The following is a 19,896-nucleotide window of genomic DNA, read 5'->3' as shown; positions in this document are numbered from 1 at the left end:
TTCGGCAGTGGACGACGCCTACGGCGGAGCGAGCGATCAGGACCTCCTCGCCCGGCACGTCGCGGGGGACCAGGACGCCTTCGGCGAGATAGTGCGCCGTCACCGGGACCGCTTGTGGGCGGTGGCCCTGCGGACGCTGGGGGACCGCGAGGAGGCCGCCGACGCGGTGCAGGACGCGCTCGTCTCCGCGTACCGCGCCGCGCACACCTTCCGCGGGCAGTCCGCCGTCACGACCTGGCTGCACCGCATCACCGTCAACGCGTGCCTGGACCGGGCGCGTAAGGCGGCCTCCCGCAGAACCGCACCGACGGACGACACCGAGCGCCTCGAGCAGCTTCTGGAGCCCCACGAGTCCGCGGACGCCCCCGCGGAGCGCAACGATCTGCACCGCGAGCTCCTGGACGCCCTGGAGTCCCTTCCGGCCGATCAGCGGGCGGTACTCGTTCTCGTCGACATGCAGGGCTATCCGGTGGCCGAGGCCGCCAGAATCCTCGATGTCCCCACCGGAACGGTGAAGAGCCGCTGTGCCCGCGGCCGGGCCCGGCTGCTCCCTCTGCTGGCACACCTGCGCACGGAGTCCGGCGAGGAGAACGCAGCCGGCGGTGGCGACGGTGGCAAGAACCCGTCCCCCGGAAGGAACCGTCCGCAGGGGACATCCGTCCCACCCGCAGCGGGACCTCGGGACGAGGCCGGACCACATGACTCGACTGCGGTGAAGGGCGGAGGTGGGCGAGCGTGACATCCACGACCGACACGGCAGAGCACCCCGAGGTCACCGAGATCTCCGACCTTGCCGAGGGACTGCTGCCTCCGTCCCGCAGCTCCGACGTCCGCCGACACCTCGACGGCTGTGTCCTGTGCGCCGACGTCTACGCCTCGCTGGAAGAGATCCGCGGGATGCTCGGCACACTTCCCGACGCACCCCGGATGCCCGAGGAGGTCGCCGCCCGCATCGACGCCGCCCTCGCCGCGGAAGCTCTCCTGGACGTCGTCGCGTACGAGGACGGAGAGAGCGCCGAGGACCGTGAGCGTGAAACGACGCCTGTTTCACGTGAAACATCGACCGAGCGTTCCGGTCCCGCCCCGCGCCCCGCGGACCGTCCCTCGGGACACGCCCCTTCCGGGACCGGCCCGGGCCGCAGGCCGCGCGTCACCCGGCGCCGCACCGGCGCTGCCATCGGAGCCGTCCTCACAGCCGCCGCGATCGGGACGGGCGTACTGCTCGTGCAGGGTGGAGGCGGCACCTCGACCGTGGGCAAGACGCCACCCAGCGCCAGCCGGAGCGCGTCGAGCTTCGCCAAGGCCAACCTGGAGTCGAAGGTCTCCGAGCTGCTGCACGAGGGCGACACGACATCGCTGGGAACCGAGGGCACCACGCCCGAGACTCCCAAGTCGCCACCGAAGAACCCCGAGATCCCGAAGGCCGCCATGGCTCCACCGGCCTGCGTCCAGCGCGGTACGCATCGCAATGAGGACCCCCTCGGGTTCAAGCAGGGCACGTACGAGGGGAAGGCCGTCTATCTCCTCGTCCTGCCCGACAGGAGCGATCCGGCCGCCCGCGTCACGGCGTTCATCGTCGACGCGTCCTGCGCGGCGAAGAACTCCTCCGCAGCGGGCGAGCTGCTGTACACCCACTCCTACAAGCGCGGCTGAACAGCATCCGAAGGCGGTCCGGGCGTGCGCCCGGACACGTCGGGAATGCATGCCCCGTAGGATCCGTTGGGTGGGGTGAGAGTCCTGAGAAGAGGCTCCCCCGGCAGTACGCAGCAGTCCCGTAGAGACGAGGAATCAAGCCGTGAGTGACGTCCGTAACGTGATCATCATCGGCTCTGGGCCCGCCGGCTACACGGCGGCGCTCTACACCGCGCGCGCGTCGCTGAAGCCGCTGGTGTTCGAGGGCGCCGTCACCGCCGGTGGCGCCCTGATGAACACCACCGAGGTGGAGAACTTCCCGGGCTTCCAGGACGGCATCATGGGCCCCGAGCTCATGGACAACATGCGCGGCCAGGCCGAGCGCTTCGGCGCCGAGCTCGTCCCCGACGATGTCGTGGCCGTCGACCTCACCGGCGAGATCAAGACCGTGACCGACACCTCGGGCACCGTGCACCGTGCGAAGGCCGTCATCGTCACCACCGGCTCCCAGCACCGCAAGCTGGGCCTGCCGAACGAGGACGCGCTGTCCGGCCGTGGCGTCTCCTGGTGCGCGACCTGTGACGGGTTCTTCTTCAAGGACCAGGACATCGCCGTGATCGGCGGTGGCGACACCGCGATGGAGGAGGCCACCTTCCTCTCGCGCTTCGCCAAGTCCGTGACGATCGTGCACCGCCGTGACACCCTGCGCGCCTCCAAGGCCATGCAGGAGCGCGCCTTCGCCGACCCGAAGATCAAGTTCGTGTGGGACAGCGAGGTCGCGGAGATCAAGGGCGACCCGAAGCTCGCCGGTCTGACGCTGCGCAACCTGAAGACGGGCGAGACGTCCGAGCTGCCGGTGACGGGTCTGTTCATCGCGATCGGCCACGACCCGCGCACGGAGCTCTTCAAGGGCCAGCTCGAGCTGGACGACGAGGGCTACCTGAAGGTCCAGGCGCCGTCGACGCGCACGAACCTGACCGGTGTCTTCGGCGCCGGTGACGTCGTGGACCACACCTACCGTCAGGCGATCACGGCGGCCGGCACCGGCTGCTCCGCCGCCCTCGACGCCGAGCGCTTCCTGGCCGCCCTCGCCGACGGCGAGGCCGCCGAGCCGGAGAAGACCCCGACCGCCACCGTCTGACCCCCGACCTCCCCTCTCGCACCCCCCATAGAAAAGAGGAGCCCGCTGTGGCCGGCAACCTGAAGAACGTGACGGACGCCTCCTTCGACGAGGACGTCCTCAAGAGCGACAAGCCCGTCCTGGTCGACTTCTGGGCCGCTTGGTGCGGTCCGTGCCGCCAGATCGCCCCGTCGCTCGAGGCGATCGCGGCCGAGTACGGCGACAAGATCGAGATCGTCAAGCTGAACATCGACGAGAACCCGGGCACGGCCGCCAAGTACGGCGTCATGTCCATCCCGACCCTGAACGTCTACCAGGGTGGCGAGGTCGCCAAGACCATCGTCGGCGCCAAGCCGAAGGCCGCCATCGTGCGCGACCTCGAAGACTTCATCGCCGAGTAATGCTCCGGCGACGCCGTTTCACCGACGGCGGGCGTTGTTTCACGTGAAACATGAACGGGCCGACCCGAAAGGGTCGGCCCGTTCGGCGTTCCGGTTCCTCACAGCGGACGGAGCGCAGGCTCCTTTTGTACCGCTCCGAGAAGCCGGTCCAGCGCCATCTCCACGTCCTCTTTCCACGACAGGGTGGTGCGCAGTTCAAGCCTCAGCCGCGGGTACGAGGGGTGAGGGCGGACGGTCTTGAAGCCGACGGCCAGGAGATGGTCGGCGGGCAGCAGACAGGACGGTTCCTTCCACTGTGCGTCGCCGAAGGCCTCGATCGCCTTGAAGCCTCTGCGCAGAAGATCCTTCGCGACGGTCTGCACGATGACCCGCCCGAGGCCCTGGCCCTGGTGGTTCGGGGTGATCCAGGCCGTCATCAACTGGACGGCGTCAGGGGAGACGGGGCTCGTCGGAAACGAGAGGGACCGCGGGACGTAGGCAGGCGGCGCGTAGAGCACGAAGCCGACCGGGACGTCATCGACGTAGACGACGCGACCGCATGAGCCCCACTCCAGAAGGACCGCCGAGATCCACGCTTCCTTCTCGGGCTCCGCGGTCCCCGCCTTCACCGCGGCTTGGCCACTGACCGGGTCCAGCTCCCAGAAAACACATGACCGGCACCGCTTGGGAAGGTCCGGGAGGTTGTCCAGCGTGAGCGGTACGAGCCGACGCCCCATGAAGGCAGTTCCTCGCTTTCTCCGCCGGCCGCAGCGCGGGCGGCTGTCAGAGCGCTTCGTTCCCTGAGCAGACTGCCGACGAACCCGCCGACGGCCCCCAGTCCGAGACCTGCGGTCATCAGGCCGGTACGACTCACCGATCGCATGACCCCGCCCCCTTGAGGCACTGCCGGGTGGATGCGCTCTTCCCGATCGCATCGTAACCACGATGCGATTCCCTCGATACCGTAAGAAAGCAAAGAGCGGGCCGTGTTCCGGTACACACCGGACACAGCCCGCTCTCCTGCTCAGCACAGGACGTCAGTCCTGGTCGTCGCCTTCGGGCTCCTCGGAGAGCCCGCTCTGAAGAACCGGTCCCTCGCCGGGAGCCAGCGAGCCGAGGATGCGCTCCAGGTCGTCCATCGAGGCGAACTCGACGACGATCTTGCCCTTCTTCTGGCCCAGGTCGACCTTCACCCGCGTCTCGAAGCGGTCCGAGAGCCGCGTCGCGAGATTGCTCAGCGCCGGGGAGACCCGCGCGCCGGCCCTCGGGCCCTTGGCCCGGGTCGTGCTCGTGGGCCGTGATCCCATGAGGGTCACGATCTCCTCGACGGCCCGCACGGAAAGCCCCTCGGCGACGATGCGGTGAGCGAGGCGGTCCTGCTCCTCCGAGTCCTCGACGGAGAGCAGTGCCCGGGCGTGCCCGGCGGACAGCACACCGGCCGCCACCCGCCGCTGCACGGCCGGCGAGAGCTTCAGCAGACGCAGGGTGTTGGAGACCTGCGGGCGGGAGCGACCGATACGGTCCGCCAGCTGGTCGTGCGTGCAGTTGAAGTCCTTGAGCAGCTGGTCGTAGGCGGCCGCCTCTTCCAGCGGGTTCAGCTGCGCCCGGTGCAGGTTCTCCAGGAGCGCGTCGAGGAGAAGCTTCTCGTCGTCCGTGGCCCGCACGATGGCGGGGATGCGGTCGAGCCCCGCCTCACGCGTGGCCCTCCAGCGCCGCTCGCCCATGATGAGCTCGTAGCGCGCCGGCCCCACCTGTCGTACGACGACGGGCTGCAGCAGGCCGACTTCCTTGATGGACGTGACGAGCTCGGCGAGGGCGTCCTCGTCGAACACATCACGCGGCTGACGCGGGTTGGGCGTGATCGCATCGAGCGGCAGCTCGGCGAAGTGCGCACCCGCGGGCTGATCGAGGTTGTCCGCCGCGCCGTTCACCGGCGCCTCGGTTTCCCGTGAAACATCGCTCTGCGACAGCGATGCCACCTTCGCCGCCGCCACTCCGCGCTCGGCCGTCAGAACCGGCACCGAGGCGGGTGAGGGAGAAGCTCCCCCTCGCGAAGCTGCGGGAATCGTCTTCTCAGGGGTGGGGGCAGCCGGAATCAGCGCGCCGAGACCACGGCCCAGTCCCCTCCGTCGGTCGCTCACTGAATCCCCTCCGCGGTGATCTGCTGGTCAAGTTGAGTACCCGTGTGGGCATTCTGGGCGTCGTAGTGGATGCCGACGCCGCGCAGCGCCATCTCCCGCGCTGCCTCGAGGTAGGAGAGCGCACCGCTCGACCCTGGATCGTAGGTCAGAACGGTCTGTCCGTAGCTCGGCGCCTCCGAGATGCGGACGGAGCGAGGGATGCTCGTCCGCAGCACTTCCTTGCCGAAGTGGGTACGGACCTCTTCGGCGACCTGGGAAGCCAGCCGGGTGCGTCCGTCGTACATCGTGAGCAGGATCGTCGAGACGTGCAGCGCGGGGTTGAGGTGCCCGCGGACCAGATCCACGTTCCGCAGAAGCTGGCCGAGGCCCTCCAGCGCGTAGTACTCGCACTGGATCGGGATCAGCACTTCCGCGCCGGCGACCAGCGCGTTGACCGTCAGCAGGCCGAGCGACGGCGGGCAGTCGATGAGGATGTAGTCCAGCGGCTGCTCGTACGCCTGGATCGCTCGCTGCAGTCGGCTCTCACGGGCCACCAGGGAGACCAGCTCGATCTCCGCACCCGCGAGGTCGATGGTGGCCGGAGCGCAGAAGAGCCCTTCCACGTCCGCGACCGGCTGGACCACGTCGGAGAGCGGCCTGCTGTCGACCAGCACGTCATAGATGGAGGGCACTTCGGCGTGGTGGTCGATCCCCAGTGCCGTCGAGGCGTTGCCCTGCGGGTCCAGGTCGATCACCAGGACGCGCGCGCCGTGCAGCGCGAGTGACGCGGCAAGGTTGACCGTCGTCGTGGTCTTGCCGACCCCGCCCTTCTGGTTGGCCACCACCATGACGCGGGTCTGCTCCGGACGCGGCAGGCCCTCGCCCGCGCGACCGAGAGCTTCCACTGCCAGTTGGGCAGCGCGACCGATGGGTGTGTCGTCCATCGGGGGCGGTGTTTCACGTGAAACATCCTCCCCCGCCGACTCGGTGCGGGGACCGGGGACCGGATCGGTCATCGGTCCCGCGATGTTGGCGTCGGACCGCAAGGATTCACTCTCCTCGACTTCAGGCTCGCAATGAACAGAGCCTCCCATGCCTTCGGGGTCGAGAACCAGCGAGGCCCGGTCTTCTGTGGATGAATCCCCTTCTGTGGACAACTCCGCGCCCGTCACAGGGGACGATTCAAGGGTTCCGAGGGGTTTGCGGTCGCGGGGAGCGGCCGCTGCGCGGCCGCGACTGATGATGCCATGCAGCAGTGAGCGACGTTTCACGTGAAACACGATGCACCGCGGCCCAGCACGCACCCGTGCGACACCCCGAGATGCGTACGTTTGACAGCTTTTGTGGAGTACCGCTGGTTCTCACCTTGAATCAGCGGTACTCATCACAGCGGGGTCAGAGGCTCAACGCCTGCGCCGGGCACGCCCCGTGCGGGCCGCCTTGGCCCGCTTGGCGGCGAAGCGCACACCGCCCGGGCTCTCCCCGACCTCCACCCGCACCACGGTCGAGAGCGGATCCACCACGCCCTCACCGACCTGCAGCACCGACGTCGCGACGGCGCCGAGCTTGCTCAGAGCAGCACCGGCGCCCTTGACCTCTTCCTCGGCCGTGTCGCCCTTGAGCGCGAGCATCTCTCCGTACGGCCGCAGGAGCGGAACACCCCACGCCGCGAGCCGGTCGAGCGGTGCCACGGCGCGGGCCGTGACGACGTGGACGGGCGGCAGCTTGCCGAGGACTTCCTCGGCACGGCCGCGCACCACCGTCACATGGTCGAGCCCGAGCAGCTCGACGACCTCGGTGAGGAAGTTCGTACGCCGCAGCAACGGCTCAAGAAGCGTGATCTTGAGGTCCGGACGGACCAGGGCCAGCGGGATGCCCGGCAGCCCGGCGCCCGAGCCCACGTCGCACACGGTGACGCCTTCGGGCACGACCTCGGAGAGCACCGCGCAGTTCAGAATGTGCCGCTCCCACAGGCGCGGCACTTCGCGAGGGCCGATGAGGCCACGCTGCACTCCCGCGTCAGCAAGAAGCTCCGCGTACCGGACCGCGTCCGGGAAGCGCTCGCCGAATACCTCCCGAGCAAGCTCAGGAGCCGGGGGGAGTTCTGCTGCCTCCGTCACGGGGACCGTCCTTCCGTACCTCACCGCTCCACCGCGTGGGTGGCTGATGAACAGGCTGACAAAGATCGGCCCCGCCTGCGAACAGACGGGGCCGGAGAGCGACGTGCCGCTCAGGCAGGAAGCACGACGACGAAGCGCTGCGGCTCCTCGCCCTCGGACTCGCTGCGCAGTCCGGCGGCCTTGACCGCGTCGTGCACGACCTTGCGCTCGAACGGCGTCATCGGCTGCATCTTGACCGGCTCGCCGGAGTTCTTCACATCGGCCGCGGCCTTGGCGCCCTGCTCGGTGAGCTCGGCACGCTTCTTGGCCCGGTACCCGGCGATGTCCAGCATCAGCCGGCTGCGGTCGCCGGTCTCCCGGTGCACCGCGAGGCGGGTCAGTTCCTGAAGCGCCTCGAGGACCTCACCGTCACGGCCGACCAGCTTCTGCAGGTCGCGGCTGCTCGCATCGCTGACGATGGACACCGCGGCACGGTCGGCCTCGACGTCCATGTCGATGTCACCGTCGAGGTCGGCGATGTCCAGCAGACCCTCGAGGTAGTCCGCAGCGATCTCGCCCTCCTGCTCGAGGCGGGTCAGGGTGTCGCCACCCTCAGGAGCGGAGGTGGTGCCTTCCGTCACGGGAGGACTCCTTCTTGAGTCAAGGCTTGCGCCAACGTCTTACGTCGAGGTCTTACTTCTTGGACGGGGACTTGGGCCGCTGCGGCCCGCCCTTGCGCTGCCCGGACTTGGCCTTGCTGCGCGCCTGGTTGCCACCACCGGCCGGCTTGGCCTTGGCGCCACCCTGGCCGGTCTGCGGCTGGGCGCCGGACTCGGAGTCGGTCGCGTCCTTCTTCTCCAGCGACGGCTTGTCCGAAGCCTGTGCGGTGCCGTCGGACTTGGCCGTGGTGGGGCCCGACTGGCGCTGCGACTTGGACTGGCGCTTGGGCTGCTGGCGCTTGGGACCACCCGACGCCGGCGTGCCGTCCTCGTCCAGGACCGCGGTCGCGGCCGTGCTCGCCACCACGGTGCCGTCGGCCTGCGCGGCGAGGCTGGCCTTGCTCAGACCGTTGATGAACTTGCGCTCGTACTCATTGCGGTCCCGGCCCTTGGCGACGATCGCCTTGACGATGTTCCGCTCACGCTTGGTGCGGGTCGCGGAGTGGTCGACCACGTGCTTCGTCAGACCCTCGAGCATCTTGGCCTGGGCCTTGCTGCCGGGGGTGGGGTTCCGGCTGATCACGTACATCTGCTGGCCCATGGTCCACACGTTGGTGGTCAGCCAGTAGACGAGGACACCGACGGGGAAGTTGATGCCCATGAACAGGAAGATGACGGGGAAGACGTACATCAGCATCTTCTGCTGCTGCATGAACGGCGTCTTGACCGTGAGGTCGACGTTCTTCGTCATCAGCTGGCGCTGCGTGTAGAACTGCGACGCCGACATCATGATGATCATGACCGCCGTGACGACGCGGACGTCCATCAGCGTGGCGCCCATCTTGGACACCTCTTCGGCCGTGTCCATGAACTTCGCGGCCAGCGGAGCACCGAAGATGTGGGCCTTCTGCGCGCTGTCGAGCAGCGACTGGTCGATGACGCCGATCTTCTTGTTCTCGGCGATGCCGGCCAGCGTGTGGTAGAGCGCGAAGAAGAACGGCGACTGCACGAGGATGGGAAGGCACGAGGAGAGCGGGTTGGTGCCCGTCTCCTTGTACAGCTTCATCATCTCTTCGGACTGACGCTGCTTGTCGTTCTTGTAGCGCTCCTGGATCGCCTTCATCTGCGGCTGGAGCAGCTGCATGTTCCGCGTCGACTTGATCTGCTTCACGAAGAGCGGGATCAGGCAGATGCGGATCAGCACCACCAGGGACACGATGGAGAGACCCCAGGCCCATCCAGTGTCAGGGCCGAAGATCGCCCCGAAGACCTTGTGGAACTGGACGATGACCCAGGACACCGGGGTCGTGAGAAACGCGAAGACACCAGAAATCGCGTTGACGATATCGGAAATCATGTCCCTGATCAGGCTCCTTGGGCATGGGGCGGGGTCGCTGCGGACGGGCTGTCCTGGGCAGTGGCGCTGTCGTCCTGAACGACGGGGGCCGCTTTCTTGTCCCCGCGCAAGGCGTCGCGGAGCATCTCGTGCCAGCGCGGCCGCTTACGCGGCGGAACGTAATCGACACCACCGTGGGACCACGGATTGCACCGGAGGATCCGCCAGGCGGTGAGGGCTGTTCCCTTGATCGCGCCGTGCCGGTCGATGGCCGTGAAGCCGTAGTGGGAGCACGACGGGTAGTACTTGCACACGGGACCGAGCAGCGGACTGATGGTCCACTGGTAGATCTTGATCAGCGCAAGCAGTGGGTACTTCATCGCGCGCCCCCTCCCAGCAGCCGCTGCAGGGCGGCATCCAGGTCTCGGGCCAGCTGTGCGTGGGAGGCGTCACCCGCACCGGGCAACGCACGTACGACTACCAGGCTACCTGGGGGCAACTGAGCCACCCGGTCGCGCATGAGGTGTCGAAGCCTGCGCTTCACCGTGTTCCGTACGACGGCACCGCCCACGGCCTTGCTCACGACGAAACCCGCACGTGACGGGGGAACGCTCTCCCCAGGCACGTGCGGGTCCGTTGAACCGCTGCGTAGGTGGACGACGAGAAGCGGGCGTCCAGCCCGACGGCCTCGTCGTACCGCGGTCGCGAATTCTTCGCGCCGCCTCAGCCGATGCTCGGTAGGCAGCACGTCATGACCTGTTTACGAGATCAGGCGGACAGGCTTGCGCGACCCTTGCCACGGCGGTTGGCGAGGATCGCACGACCGGCGCGGGTCCGCATGCGAAGGCGGAAACCGTGGGTCTTGGCGCGACGACGGTTGTTCGGCTGGAAGGTGCGCTTGCTCACTCGGGGGCTCCTGAAAAACGTGGGTTGGCGGGACATCGCCTGGCTGTCACCGTGCGCCCACGAGTAGCTCGCAATACGCCCGAGTGCACCGCTAGACGGACCACAGAGAAGCTGAAGAAACTCGTGGACCGTGACCTTGCCCATCGGAGGCAGGCGGCAGCAGCCATCGACAACTCGACCTGGTTACGGTACGCGCGGCTACGCCATCCGGTCAAACCAGCGTCACGCGGGAGACACTGTCCACAGGCTGGGGACAACAACTTGAACCGCAGCGGTCGCGCTGACTACCGTGGCTGAACTCCGATTCGTTCCCTTCTCACCACCCCACCCGGTTTCCTTCCCGATCCGGCTCCGGCCTCCCCACCCAACCCGTCCCAGGAATCACACGTTCGTGGGACCAGCGAGAGAGCGTGCCCTGTGGCTGACGTACCTGCCGATCTTGCCGCAGTGTGGCCACGAGTTCTGGAGCAACTCCTCGGGGAAGGCCGCGGGCAGGGCGTCGAGACGAAGGACGAGCACTGGATCAAGCGCTGCCAGCCCTTGGCCCTCGTCGCCGACACGGCCCTGCTGGCAGTGCCCAACGAATTCGCGAAGGGCGTACTCGAGGGCCGGCTCGCGCCGGTCGTCAGCGAGACCCTCAGCCGCGAGTGCGGTCGCCCCATCCGGATCGCGATCACGGTCGACGACTCCGTGGGCGAGCCGCCCTCGCCTCCGGCCCCGCCGGTCCAGCAGCAGCGCTACGAGGAGTACGAGAGCTACGAGGGCACGGAGCAGCCCGCCGCGTCCGGCCAGGGACACGAGCCGTACGAGAGCCGTGATGCGCGGGACGCCCGCGACACGTACGACAGCCGTGACACCTACGACGGCTACGACCCGTACGAGCGCCGGGGCAGGGACGACCGCGGCCAGGGCGCCGGGCGCAACGACCAGCGCGACCAGCAGCCGCAGGCCCCGCGCGAGCGCGAGGACCAGCTGCCGACCGCCCGCCCCGCCTACCCGGACTACCAGCGCCCCCAGCCCGGCGCCTGGCCCCGGCCGCAGCAGGACGACTACGGGTGGCAGCAGCAGCGCCTCGGCTTCCCCGAGCGCGACCCGTACGCGACGCCTCCGCAGCAGCCCCAGCACGACTACCGGCAGCAGGAGCGCCCGCCCTACGAGCCGCAGGGGTACGAGCCCGAGCGCGGCCGCTACGACCAGCAGCCGGAGCGCTCGCCGTACGAGCAGAAGCCGGTGGAACGCCCCTCCTACGAAGAGCGCTCCCCTTATGAGGAGCGCGGCGGCTACGACGCGGCGCCGCGCGAGAGCCGGCCGCGGCGGGACGGCGGGGAGCCCACGATGGGCGGCCGCCCCGGGCACGACGGCGGTCCGGGCCGCGGCGTGCCGTCGGGTGCCCCGGGTCCGCTGGCGGCGCAGCCGGCGCCCGCGACGGGCCCCGGCGAGCCGACCGCGCGCCTGAACCCCAAGTACCTCTTCGACACGTTCGTCATCGGAGCGTCGAACCGCTTCGCGCACGCGGCCGCGGTCGCCGTCGCCGAGGCACCGGCCAAGGCGTACAACCCGCTCTTCATCTACGGGGAGTCGGGTCTCGGCAAGACGCACCTGCTGCACGCGATCGGTCACTACGCGCGCAGCCTCTACCCGGGCACGCGCGTGCGGTACGTGAGCTCCGAGGAGTTCACCAACGAGTTCATCAACTCGATCCGCGACGGCAAGGGCGACTCCTTCCGCAAGCGGTACCGCGAGATGGACATCCTGCTCGTCGACGACATCCAGTTCCTCGCGGACAAGGAGTCGACGCAGGAGGAGTTCTTCCACACCTTCAACACCCTCCACAACGCGAACAAGCAGATCGTGCTCTCCAGCGACCGGCCGCCCAAGCAGCTGGTGACCCTGGAGGACCGGCTGCGGAACCGTTTCGAGTGGGGCCTGATCACGGACGTCCAGCCGCCCGAGCTGGAGACCCGTATCGCGATCCTCCGCAAGAAGGCGGTGCAGGAGCAGCTCAACGCGCCGCCGGAGGTCCTGGAGTTCATCGCGTCCCGCATCTCGCGGAACATCCGCGAGCTGGAAGGGGCGTTGATCCGCGTCACGGCGTTCGCCTCGCTCAACCGGCAGCCGGTGGACCTCGGCCTCACGGAGATCGTCCTGAAGGACCTGATCCCCGGCGGCGAGGACGCCTCCCCGGAGATCACCGCGCCGGCCATCATGGCGGCGACCGCGGACTACTTCGGGCTCACGGTGGAGGACCTCTGCGGATCCTCGCGCAGCCGCGTGCTCGTGACGGCCCGCCAGATCGCGATGTACCTCTGCCGGGAGCTGACCGACCTGTCCCTGCCCAAGATCGGCGCGCAGTTCGGCGGCCGTGACCACACGACCGTGATGCACGCCGACCGCAAGATCCGCGCGCTGATGGCCGAGCGGCGCTCCATCTACAACCAGGTCACCGAGCTGACCAACCGCATCAAGAACGGCTGAGCGCGGGCCGCTCACGGCTCTCGTACGTCCCTGAAGGGCGCTCCGGAACGGCTTCCGGGGCGCCCTTTCGCGTGCCTGCGGCGTGGCTCTGTGGATGCGACGCGGTCGCCGGAACGGGGTCGGTGTTCGATTCCGCGGCGAGTTACGGGCGTTCTCCACAGATGTGCCGGATTTCTTCGGTCCACACCCTGGGGACCGGAAAGTTGTCCAGACGGTGTCCACAGCGCAAGGGCGTGACAGTCCATCAGGCCAGGTCAGAGGGTTGTGGATTGGTGGACAAAAGATCTCCACACCCTGTGGACAGATTTTTCGTCCACAGGGTGTGCACGTCGTTGTCCACCGTCGACCCACAGGATGCCAGCTGTTGTGCACAGTGATCCGGAGCTTCTCCACACGGCTGTCCACTGTTCGGCAACGCGACGCGCCTCCTCACCGTCGCGAGTGAAAGGCGTCACACCAAGGGGGTCGGTTGGGCTGTGGGGAACGCGGGTAAAGCTGGGGACGGCGCTGGGGAGAAGTCGCCTCAGCCTGTGCATCGGGTGTGCAGAACTTTCGCCCGTCCACAGAAGTGCCCGGTTGTCCACGGCCTCGGCCCACAGGCGCAGTGGACAAAAAACCGCCTCTGACCTGCGAAAAAGAGGTTTTCCACGGTTTCCACAGCCCCTACTACTACTCCCAACTAGAGAGAGCTGGGAATTCGTTTCGAAGACGGGGCTGTGCACAACTCGCTCTCGGCACCTCGACCGCGCCTCGGCACGACTTGACCGAGGGAGGCACCAGCTGTCAGTGCGGTGCGTCAGACTGGTCCCCGGTGTTCTCCCCAGCTGTGGGCCGAGCGACACCAACGTCAGCCGACGAAGACCGAAGACCGATGCAGGGCGAGAGCAGCCAGCAACAGCAGGAGGCGGCTTAAGTGAAGATCCGGGTGGAACGCGACGTACTCGCGGAGGCGGTGGCCTGGGCGGCGCGCAGCCTTCCGGCACGACCGCCTGCGCCCGTCCTCGCGGGCCTTCTGCTGAAGGCCGAGGAGGGCGCGCTCAGCCTGTCGAGCTTCGACTACGAGGTCTCGGCACGCGTCTCCGTGGACGCGGAGATCGACGAAGAGGGCACGGTGCTCGTCTCCGGCCGCCTCCTCGCCGACATCTGCCGCGCCCTGCCCAACCGTCCGGTGGAGATCTCCACAGACGGTGTACGGGCGACCGTGGTCTGCGGCTCCTCGCGATTCACACTCCACACGCTGCCTGTGGAGGAGTACCCGGCGCTGCCGCAGATGCCGACCGCGACGGGCACCGTCCCGGGCGACGTCTTCGCCTCCGCCGCCCAGCAGGTTGCCATCGCCGCCGGCCGCGACGACACGCTGCCCGTCCTCACCGGTGTGCGCATCGAGATCGAGGGCGACACGGTGACGCTGGCGTCCACCGACCGCTACCGCTTCGCCGTCCGTGAGTTCCAGTGGAAGCCGGAGGACTCCGAGGCGTCCGCCGTCGCCCTGGTGCCCGCCAAGACGCTCCTGGACACCGCCAAGGCGCTCACGAGCGGCGACACGGTCACCCTGGCGCTGTCCGGCTCGGGTGCGGGCGAGGGCCTCATCGGTTTCGAGGGCGCGGGCCGTCGCACGACCACCCGCCTCCTGGAGGGCGACCTCCCGAAGTACCGCACGCTGTTCCCGACGGAGTTCAACTCGGTCGCCGTCATCGAGACCGCCCCCTTCGTGGAGGCCGTCAAGCGCGTGGCCCTGGTCGCCGAGCGCAACACTCCGGTGCGGCTCAGCTTCGAGCAGGGTGTGCTCATCCTGGAGGCCGGCTCCAGCGACGACGCACAGGCTGTGGAAAGGGTCGACGCCCAGCTGGACGGCGACGACATCTCCATCGCCTTCAACCCGACGTTCCTGCTGGACGGCCTGAGCGCGATCGACTCCCCGGTCGCCCAGCTGTCGTTCACGACGTCCACCAAGCCCGCGCTGCTCTCCGGCAAGCTGGCCGTGGACGCCGAGGCGGACGACGCGTACAAGTACCTGATCATGCCGGTGCGGCTGTCGGGCTGAGGCCACCGAGGGGCGGGCCGCTGCCGGGTTCACCGGAGCGGCTATGCCCACAGGTGGGCGGGAGCGTCCGGGTTTAGGCTCGGACGCGGGTACGAGACGGCACGCACGCGTGCGTGCCCGTACCGCTCCACCCCCCTCACGCCCCGTCGCAACGTAAGGAACCACTGATGGAGCTCGGTCTCGTCGGCCTCGGCAAGATGGGCGGCAACATGCGCGAGCGCATCCGCCGCGCAGGCCACACCGTCATCGGCTACGACCGCAATCCGGACCTCGCGGACGTCCACAGCCTCGAAGAACTCGTGGGCCGTCTCAAGGGCCCGCGCGTGGTGTGGGTGATGGTCCCCGCCGGTGCGGCGACCCAGTCCACCGTCGACGAGCTGGCCGAGCTGCTGGAGCCGGGCGACGTCGTCGTCGACGGCGGCAATTCGCGCTGGACGGACGACGAGAAGCACGCGGTCGAGCTCGGCATCAAGAACATCGGCTTCGTCGACTGCGGTGTCTCCGGCGGTGTGTGGGGCCTGGAGAACGGCTACGCGCTGATGTACGGCGGCTCCGCCGAGGACGTGGCCAAGGTCCAGCCGATCTTCGACGCCCTCAAGCCCGAGGGTGACTTCGGCTCCGTGCACGCGGGCAAGGTCGGCGCGGGCCACTTCGCGAAGATGGTCCACAACGGCATCGAGTACGCCATGATGCAGGCCTATGCCGAGGGCTGGGAGCTGCTTGAGGCCGTGGACTCGGTGACCGACGTCCGCGAGGTCTTCCGCTCCTGGCAGGAGGGCACGGTCATCCGTTCCTGGCTGCTCGACCTGGCGGTCAACGCCCTGGACGAGGACGAGCACCTGGACAAGCTGCGCGGTTTCGCGCAGGACTCCGGCGAGGGCCGCTGGACGGTCGAGGCCGCCATCGACAACGCCGTGCCGCTGCCCGCGATCACCGCGTCGCTCTTCGCCCGCTTCGCCTCGCGGCAGGACGATTCGCCGCAGATGAAGATGATCGCGGCCCTGCGCAACCAGTTCGGCGGGCACGCCGTCGAGAAGAAGTAGCAGTTCAGAAGCCATCCACAGCGGTGGACAACCGCTGTGAGAAACGTTGGGGGAGGTCGGCCCACGACCATGCACGTCACGCATCTGTCACTGGCCGACTTCCGCTCGTACGCCCGGGCCGAGGTCGCTCTCGACCCGGGCGTCACCGCGTTCGTGGGCCCCAACGGCCAGGGCAAGACGAATCTCGTCGAGGCCGTCGGCTATCTGGCCTCCCTGGGCAGCCACCGCGTCTCCTCCGACGCGCCTCTGGTGCGCATGGGAGCCGAGCGTGCCGTCATCAGGGCCCAGGTGCGCCAGGGCGAGCGCCAGCAGCTGGTCGAGCTCGAACTCAATCCCGGCAAGGCCAACCGCGCCCGTATCAACAGGTCCTCGCAGGTCAGGCCGCGTGACGTGCTGGGCATCGTCCGCACGGTGCTGTTCGCCCCCGAGGATCTCGCGCTCATCAAGGGCGACCCCGGAGAGCGCCGCCGCTTCCTCGACGAGCTGATCACCGCCCGCTCGCCGCGCATGGCCGGGGTCCGCTCCGACTACGACCGCGTGCTCAAGCAGCGCAACACGCTCCTGAAGTCCGCGGCCCTCGCCCGCCGCCACGGCGGCCGCACCATGGACCTGTCCACGCTCGACGTGTGGGACCAGCACCTCGCGCGCGTGGGCGCGGAGCTTCTCGCCCAGCGGCTCGACCTGATCGCGACGCTGCAGCCGCTCGCCGACAAGGCGTACGAGCAGCTGGCCCCCGGCGGCGGACCGGTGGCCCTGGAGTACAAGCCGTCCTCGCCCGACATCGTCGGCCACGCGCGCGAGGAGCTGTACGAGCAGCTGCTCGCCGCTCTGGAAGGTGCGCGCAAGCAGGAGATCGAGCGGGGCGTCACGCTCGTAGGACCGCACCGGGACGAACTGCTGCTCAAGCTGGGCCAGCTCCCCGCCAAGGGGTACGCGAGCCACGGCGAGTCCTGGTCGTACGCGTTGGCGCTGCGCCTGGCCTCGTACGACCTGCTCCGCGCCGAGGGGAACGAGCCGGTGCTCGTCCTCGACGACGTCTTCGCCGAGCTGGACGCCCGCCGCCGCGAGCGCCTGGCGGAGCTCGTCGCGCCCGGCGAGCAGGTCCTGGTGACGGCCGCGGTCGACGATGACGTACCCGGCGTACTGACCGGCACCCGTTACGCGGTCTCCGAGGGCACCGTGGAGCGGCTGTGAGCGGCGACGAGCCGAAGCAGCAGCCCGAAGGCGGGCCCGAGCCGTCCGGCGTCGACCTCGCGCGCGTGGCGCTGCGCGCGGCGAAGGAGGCGGCACGCGCGCGTGGTGCCTCGGCGCAGCAGAAGAAGCAGGCACGGCGCGGGGGCGGACTGCGCTCCGGTGCGCGCGCCGACGGGCGGGACCCGATGGGGCTCGGCGCCGCCATCAACCGGCTGATCACCGAGCGTGGCTGGGAAGCGCCGGCCGCCGTCGGCGGAGTGATGGGCCGCTGGCCGCAGATCGTGGGTGAGGATCTCGCCAAACACTGCGTGCCGCAGAAGTACGACGAGGACGAGCGCGTCCTGGTGGTGCAGTGCGACTCGACGGCCTGGGCGACACAGGTCCGCATGCTGGCTCCGCAGCTGGTCAGACGCCTGAACGAGGACCTCGGGCACGGCACCGTGCGCCGCATCGACATCAAGAATCCCGGCGGCGGACCCCGCCGCTACGGCCCCCTGCGCGCCCCCGGAAGCACCGGTCACGACTCCACCTACGGGTGAGAGCGCGGTCACGGTAGCTGCTGGTTGACACCTCGAAGCGCTGAGTGCCGCTGTGAGCCTCTTGGAGCCCCTTTCCACATAGGGGGAGTCGGCCGAGACCGGTTGAGGGCGGCACGTGCGGACTCAGGTACCGGCAAACCCCCATCACTGTCGGCGCTACCGGTACACTGGAGAGCAATCCCGCCCCACTTGTGGGACGCACTGAGCAACGCTGACTAGGGCCTACCGAACCAACACGCCGCAGCCGCTCCGGCCACCAACCGGGAGCTTGGCTTGTGCTGTGCCAGAAAGGGCGCTTCGTGGCCGATTCCGGCAACCCCAACGAGAACATCCCGTCCACCGACGCCGAGGCGCACGTAGGGGCCACAGAAGCCTCCTACGACGCCAGCGCGATCACCGTCCTCGAAGGGCTGGACGCGGTCCGCAAGCGACCCGGCATGTACATCGGCTCGACCGGTGAGCGTGGCCTGCACCACATGGTGCAGGAGGTTGTGGACAACTCCGTCGACGAGGCGCTTGCCGGCCACGCGGACACGATCGACGTGACGATCCTGCCCGACGGCGGCGTCCGCGTCATCGACAACGGCCGCGGCATCCCCGTCGGCATCATCCCCTCCGAGGGGAAGCCGGCCGTCGAGGTCGTGCTGACCGTCCTGCACGCGGGCGGCAAGTTCGGCGGCGGCGGTTACGCCGTCTCCGGCGGTCTGCACGGCGTCGGCGTCTCCGTGGTGAACGCGCTGTCCACGAAGGTCTCCGTCGAGATCAGGACCGACGGCCACCGCTGGACGCAGGACTACAAGGCGGGTGTGCCGACCGCGCCCTTGGCGAAGCACGAGGCCACCGAGGAGACCGGCACCTCGGTCACCTTCTGGGCCGACGGCGACATCTTCGAGACCACCGACTACTCCTTCGAGACGCTGTCGCGGCGCTTCCAGGAGATGGCCTTCCTCAACAAGGGCCTGACGATCAAGCTCACGGACGAGCGCGAGTCGGCCAAGGCCACCGCCGGTGCGGACGCCTCGGAGGCGGGCGACGACACGGCGTTCGAGCCGCGCACGGTGACGTACCACTACGAGGGCGGCATCGTCGACTTCGTGAAGTACCTCAACTCCCGCAAGGGCGAGGTCGTCCACGACTCGGTGATCGACCTGGAGGCCGAGGACAAGGAGCGGCTCCTGTCCGTCGAGGTCGCCATGCAGTGGAACAGCAGTTACAGCGAGGGCGTCTACTCCTTCGCCAACACGATCCACACGCACGAGGGTGGCACCCACGAGGAGGGCTTCCGCGCCGCGCTGACCGGTCTCATCAACCGGTACGCGCGCGACAAGAAGCTGCTGCGCGAGAAGGACGACAACCTCACGGGTGACGACATCCGCGAGGGTCTGACCGCGATCATCTCGGTGAAGCTGGGCGAGCCGCAGTTCGAGGGCCAGACCAAGACCAAGCTGGGCAACACGGAGGCGAAGACCTTCGTGCAGAAGGTCGTGCACGAGCACCTCACGGACTGGCTGGACCGGAACCCGGTCGAGGCGTCGGACATCATCCGCAAGTCCATCCAGGCGGCCACCGCGCGCGTGGCGGCCCGCAAGGCGCGCGACCTGACGCGCCGCAAGGGCCTGCTGGAGTCCGCGTCCCTGCCGGGCAAGCTCTCCGACTGCCAGTCGAACGACCCCACCAAGTGCGAGATCTTCATCGTCGAGGGTGACTCCGCCGGCGGTTCGGCCAAGTCCGGCCGTAATCCGCAGTACCAGGCGATCCTCCCGATCCGAGGCAAGATCCTCAACGTCGAGAAGGCGCGGATCGACAAGATCCTGCAGAACCAGGAGATCCAGGCACTGATCTCCGCCTTCGGCACCGGAGTCCACGAGGACTTCGACATCGAGAAGCTCCGCTATCACAAGATCATTCTGATGGCGGACGCCGACGTCGACGGCCAGCACATCAACACCCTGCTGCTGACGTTCCTGTTCCGCTTCATGCGGCCGCTGGTCGAGGCGGGCCACGTCTTCCTGTCGCGGCCCCCGCTCTACAAGATCAAGTGGGGCCGGGACGACTTCGAGTACGCGTACTCGGACCGCGAGCGCGACGCTCTCCTGGAGCTGGGCCGCCAGGCCGGCAAGCGCACCCGGGACGACTCGGTCCAGCGCTTCAAGGGTCTCGGTGAGATGAACGCCGAGGAGCTGCGCATCACGACCATGGACCAGGAGCACCGCGTCCTCGGCCAGGTCACGCTCGACGACGCCGCCCAGGCCGACGACCTGTTCTCGGTCCTCATGGGTGAGGACGTCGAGGCTCGCCGTTCGTTCATCCAGCGCAACGCCAAGGACGTCCGCTTCCTCGACATCTGAG

Annotated in this window: 19 protein-coding genes; 10 read left to right on the top strand and 9 right to left on the bottom strand. The window is 68.6% G+C overall.

The window, feature by feature from the left end; all coding sequences use genetic code 11:
- The first annotated feature begins 7 nt into the window (after window positions 1-7).
- From sigM to trxA, 4 genes are all read left to right on the top strand, one after another.
- Complete coding sequence (gene sigM, locus ABT127_RS15515; protein ID WP_351449347.1) at window positions 8-739, top strand: RNA polymerase sigma factor SigM; 732 nt, start codon at window positions 8-10, stop codon at window positions 737-739.
- Window positions 736-1,653, top strand: coding sequence for an RsmA family anti-sigma factor (locus ABT127_RS15510; RefSeq protein ID WP_351449344.1), 918 nt, complete (start codon window positions 736-738; stop codon window positions 1,651-1,653). Before sigM ends, ABT127_RS15510 begins: the two co-directional genes overlap by 4 nt.
- A 142-nt stretch (window positions 1,654-1,795) precedes the next feature.
- Window positions 1,796-2,773 carry a thioredoxin-disulfide reductase gene (gene trxB, locus ABT127_RS15505; protein ID WP_351449342.1) on the top strand — a complete coding sequence of 326 codons (978 nt, stop codon included), beginning with the start codon at window positions 1,796-1,798 and terminating at the stop codon, window positions 2,771-2,773.
- 47 nt (window positions 2,774-2,820) lie between these two features.
- Window positions 2,821-3,153, top strand: coding sequence for a thioredoxin (trxA, locus tag ABT127_RS15500; protein WP_111663056.1), 333 nt, complete (start codon window positions 2,821-2,823; stop codon window positions 3,151-3,153).
- A 98-nt stretch (window positions 3,154-3,251) separates the two neighbouring features.
- Here the strand turns inward: trxA and ABT127_RS15495 are convergent, their stop codons facing one another.
- From ABT127_RS15495 to rpmH, 9 genes are all read right to left on the bottom strand, one after another.
- A complete protein-coding gene (locus ABT127_RS15495; protein WP_351449339.1) occupies window positions 3,252-3,869 on the bottom strand; it encodes a GNAT family N-acetyltransferase in 618 nt (205 codons plus the stop codon).
- Between the two features lie 300 nt (window positions 3,870-4,169).
- Complete coding sequence (locus tag ABT127_RS15490; RefSeq protein ID WP_351449336.1) at window positions 4,170-5,273, bottom strand: ParB/RepB/Spo0J family partition protein; 1,104 nt, start codon at window positions 5,271-5,273, stop codon at window positions 4,170-4,172.
- Window positions 5,270-6,346: a ParA family protein gene (locus tag ABT127_RS15485; protein ID WP_351449878.1), complete on the bottom strand. Its 1,077-nt coding sequence runs from the start codon at window positions 6,344-6,346 to the stop codon at window positions 5,270-5,272. The genes ABT127_RS15490 and ABT127_RS15485 overlap by 4 nt, the downstream gene beginning before the upstream one ends.
- Window positions 6,347-6,655: 309 nt before the next feature.
- Window positions 6,656-7,372 carry a 16S rRNA (guanine(527)-N(7))-methyltransferase RsmG gene (gene rsmG, locus ABT127_RS15480; RefSeq protein WP_351449333.1) on the bottom strand — a complete coding sequence of 239 codons (717 nt, stop codon included), beginning with the start codon at window positions 7,370-7,372 and terminating at the stop codon, window positions 6,656-6,658.
- A gap of 110 nt (window positions 7,373-7,482) precedes the next feature.
- Window positions 7,483-7,992 carry a Jag family protein gene (locus ABT127_RS15475; protein ID WP_351449330.1) on the bottom strand — a complete coding sequence of 170 codons (510 nt, stop codon included), beginning with the start codon at window positions 7,990-7,992 and terminating at the stop codon, window positions 7,483-7,485.
- A gap of 52 nt (window positions 7,993-8,044) precedes the next feature.
- On the bottom strand, window positions 8,045-9,367 hold the full coding sequence (gene yidC / locus ABT127_RS15470; RefSeq protein ID WP_351449327.1) for a membrane protein insertase YidC: 1,323 nt from the start codon (window positions 9,365-9,367) through the stop codon (window positions 8,045-8,047).
- Between the two features lie 8 nt (window positions 9,368-9,375).
- The gene (yidD, locus tag ABT127_RS15465; RefSeq protein WP_351449324.1) at window positions 9,376-9,726 is read right to left on the bottom strand and encodes a membrane protein insertion efficiency factor YidD; all 351 of its coding nucleotides are present in this window, start codon (window positions 9,724-9,726) and stop codon (window positions 9,376-9,378) included.
- A complete protein-coding gene (rnpA, locus tag ABT127_RS15460) occupies window positions 9,723-10,094 on the bottom strand; it encodes a ribonuclease P protein component (protein WP_111663048.1) in 372 nt (123 codons plus the stop codon). Before rnpA ends, yidD begins: the two co-directional genes overlap by 4 nt.
- 20 nt (window positions 10,095-10,114) lie before the next feature.
- Window positions 10,115-10,252: a 50S ribosomal protein L34 gene (gene rpmH, locus ABT127_RS15455; RefSeq protein WP_006381191.1), complete on the bottom strand. Its 138-nt coding sequence runs from the start codon at window positions 10,250-10,252 to the stop codon at window positions 10,115-10,117.
- 417 nt (window positions 10,253-10,669) lie between these two features.
- On the opposite strand from rpmH, the gene dnaA reads away from it, so the two are divergent.
- From dnaA to gyrB, 6 genes are all read left to right on the top strand, one after another.
- Complete coding sequence (dnaA, locus tag ABT127_RS15450) at window positions 10,670-12,727, top strand: chromosomal replication initiator protein DnaA (RefSeq protein ID WP_351449321.1); 2,058 nt, start codon at window positions 10,670-10,672, stop codon at window positions 12,725-12,727.
- 913 nt (window positions 12,728-13,640) lie between these two features.
- Window positions 13,641-14,771, top strand: a complete 1,131-nt coding sequence (dnaN, locus tag ABT127_RS15445) for a DNA polymerase III subunit beta (protein WP_351449319.1) — start codon at window positions 13,641-13,643, stop codon at window positions 14,769-14,771.
- 167 nt (window positions 14,772-14,938) lie between these two features.
- Window positions 14,939-15,814: a phosphogluconate dehydrogenase (NAD(+)-dependent, decarboxylating) gene (gnd, locus tag ABT127_RS15440; RefSeq protein ID WP_351449316.1), complete on the top strand. Its 876-nt coding sequence runs from the start codon at window positions 14,939-14,941 to the stop codon at window positions 15,812-15,814.
- A 69-nt stretch (window positions 15,815-15,883) separates the two neighbouring features.
- Window positions 15,884-17,008: a DNA replication/repair protein RecF gene (gene recF / locus ABT127_RS15435; RefSeq protein WP_351449314.1), complete on the top strand. Its 1,125-nt coding sequence runs from the start codon at window positions 15,884-15,886 to the stop codon at window positions 17,006-17,008.
- Window positions 17,005-17,547 (top strand): DciA family protein, encoded by a 543-nt coding sequence (locus tag ABT127_RS15430; RefSeq protein ID WP_351449311.1) that lies wholly within the window; start codon window positions 17,005-17,007, stop codon window positions 17,545-17,547. Before recF ends, ABT127_RS15430 begins: the two co-directional genes overlap by 4 nt.
- Before the next feature lie 275 nt (window positions 17,548-17,822).
- Window positions 17,823-19,895 carry a DNA topoisomerase (ATP-hydrolyzing) subunit B gene (gene gyrB, locus ABT127_RS15425; protein WP_351449309.1) on the top strand — a complete coding sequence of 691 codons (2,073 nt, stop codon included), beginning with the start codon at window positions 17,823-17,825 and terminating at the stop codon, window positions 19,893-19,895.
- Window position 19,896: the final 1 nt, after the last annotated feature.

The organism is Streptomyces sp. NPDC001904 (genome assembly GCF_040297005.1).
GTDB lineage: Bacteria > Actinomycetota > Actinomycetes > Streptomycetales > Streptomycetaceae > Streptomyces.
The sequence above is the reverse complement of the archived record's forward strand: the minus strand, read 5'-3'. Positions and strand labels throughout refer to the sequence as shown.

Coding starts and splice junctions, on each gene's coding strand:
- ABT127_RS15495 (WP_351449339.1), bottom strand. CDS start 3,869: ATGGGGCGTCGGCTCGTACCGCTCACGCTGGACAACCTCCCGGACCTT.
- yidC (WP_351449327.1), bottom strand. CDS start 9,367: ATGATTTCCGATATCGTCAACGCGATTTCTGGTGTCTTCGCGTTTCTC.
- ABT127_RS15485 (WP_351449878.1), bottom strand. CDS start 6,346: ATGGGAGGCTCTGTTCATTGCGAGCCTGAAGTCGAGGAGAGTGAATCC.
- recF (WP_351449314.1), top strand. CDS start 15,884: ATGCACGTCACGCATCTGTCACTGGCCGACTTCCGCTCGTACGCCCGG.
- yidD (WP_351449324.1), bottom strand. CDS start 9,726: ATGAAGTACCCACTGCTTGCGCTGATCAAGATCTACCAGTGGACCATC.
- gnd (WP_351449316.1), top strand. CDS start 14,939: ATGGAGCTCGGTCTCGTCGGCCTCGGCAAGATGGGCGGCAACATGCGC.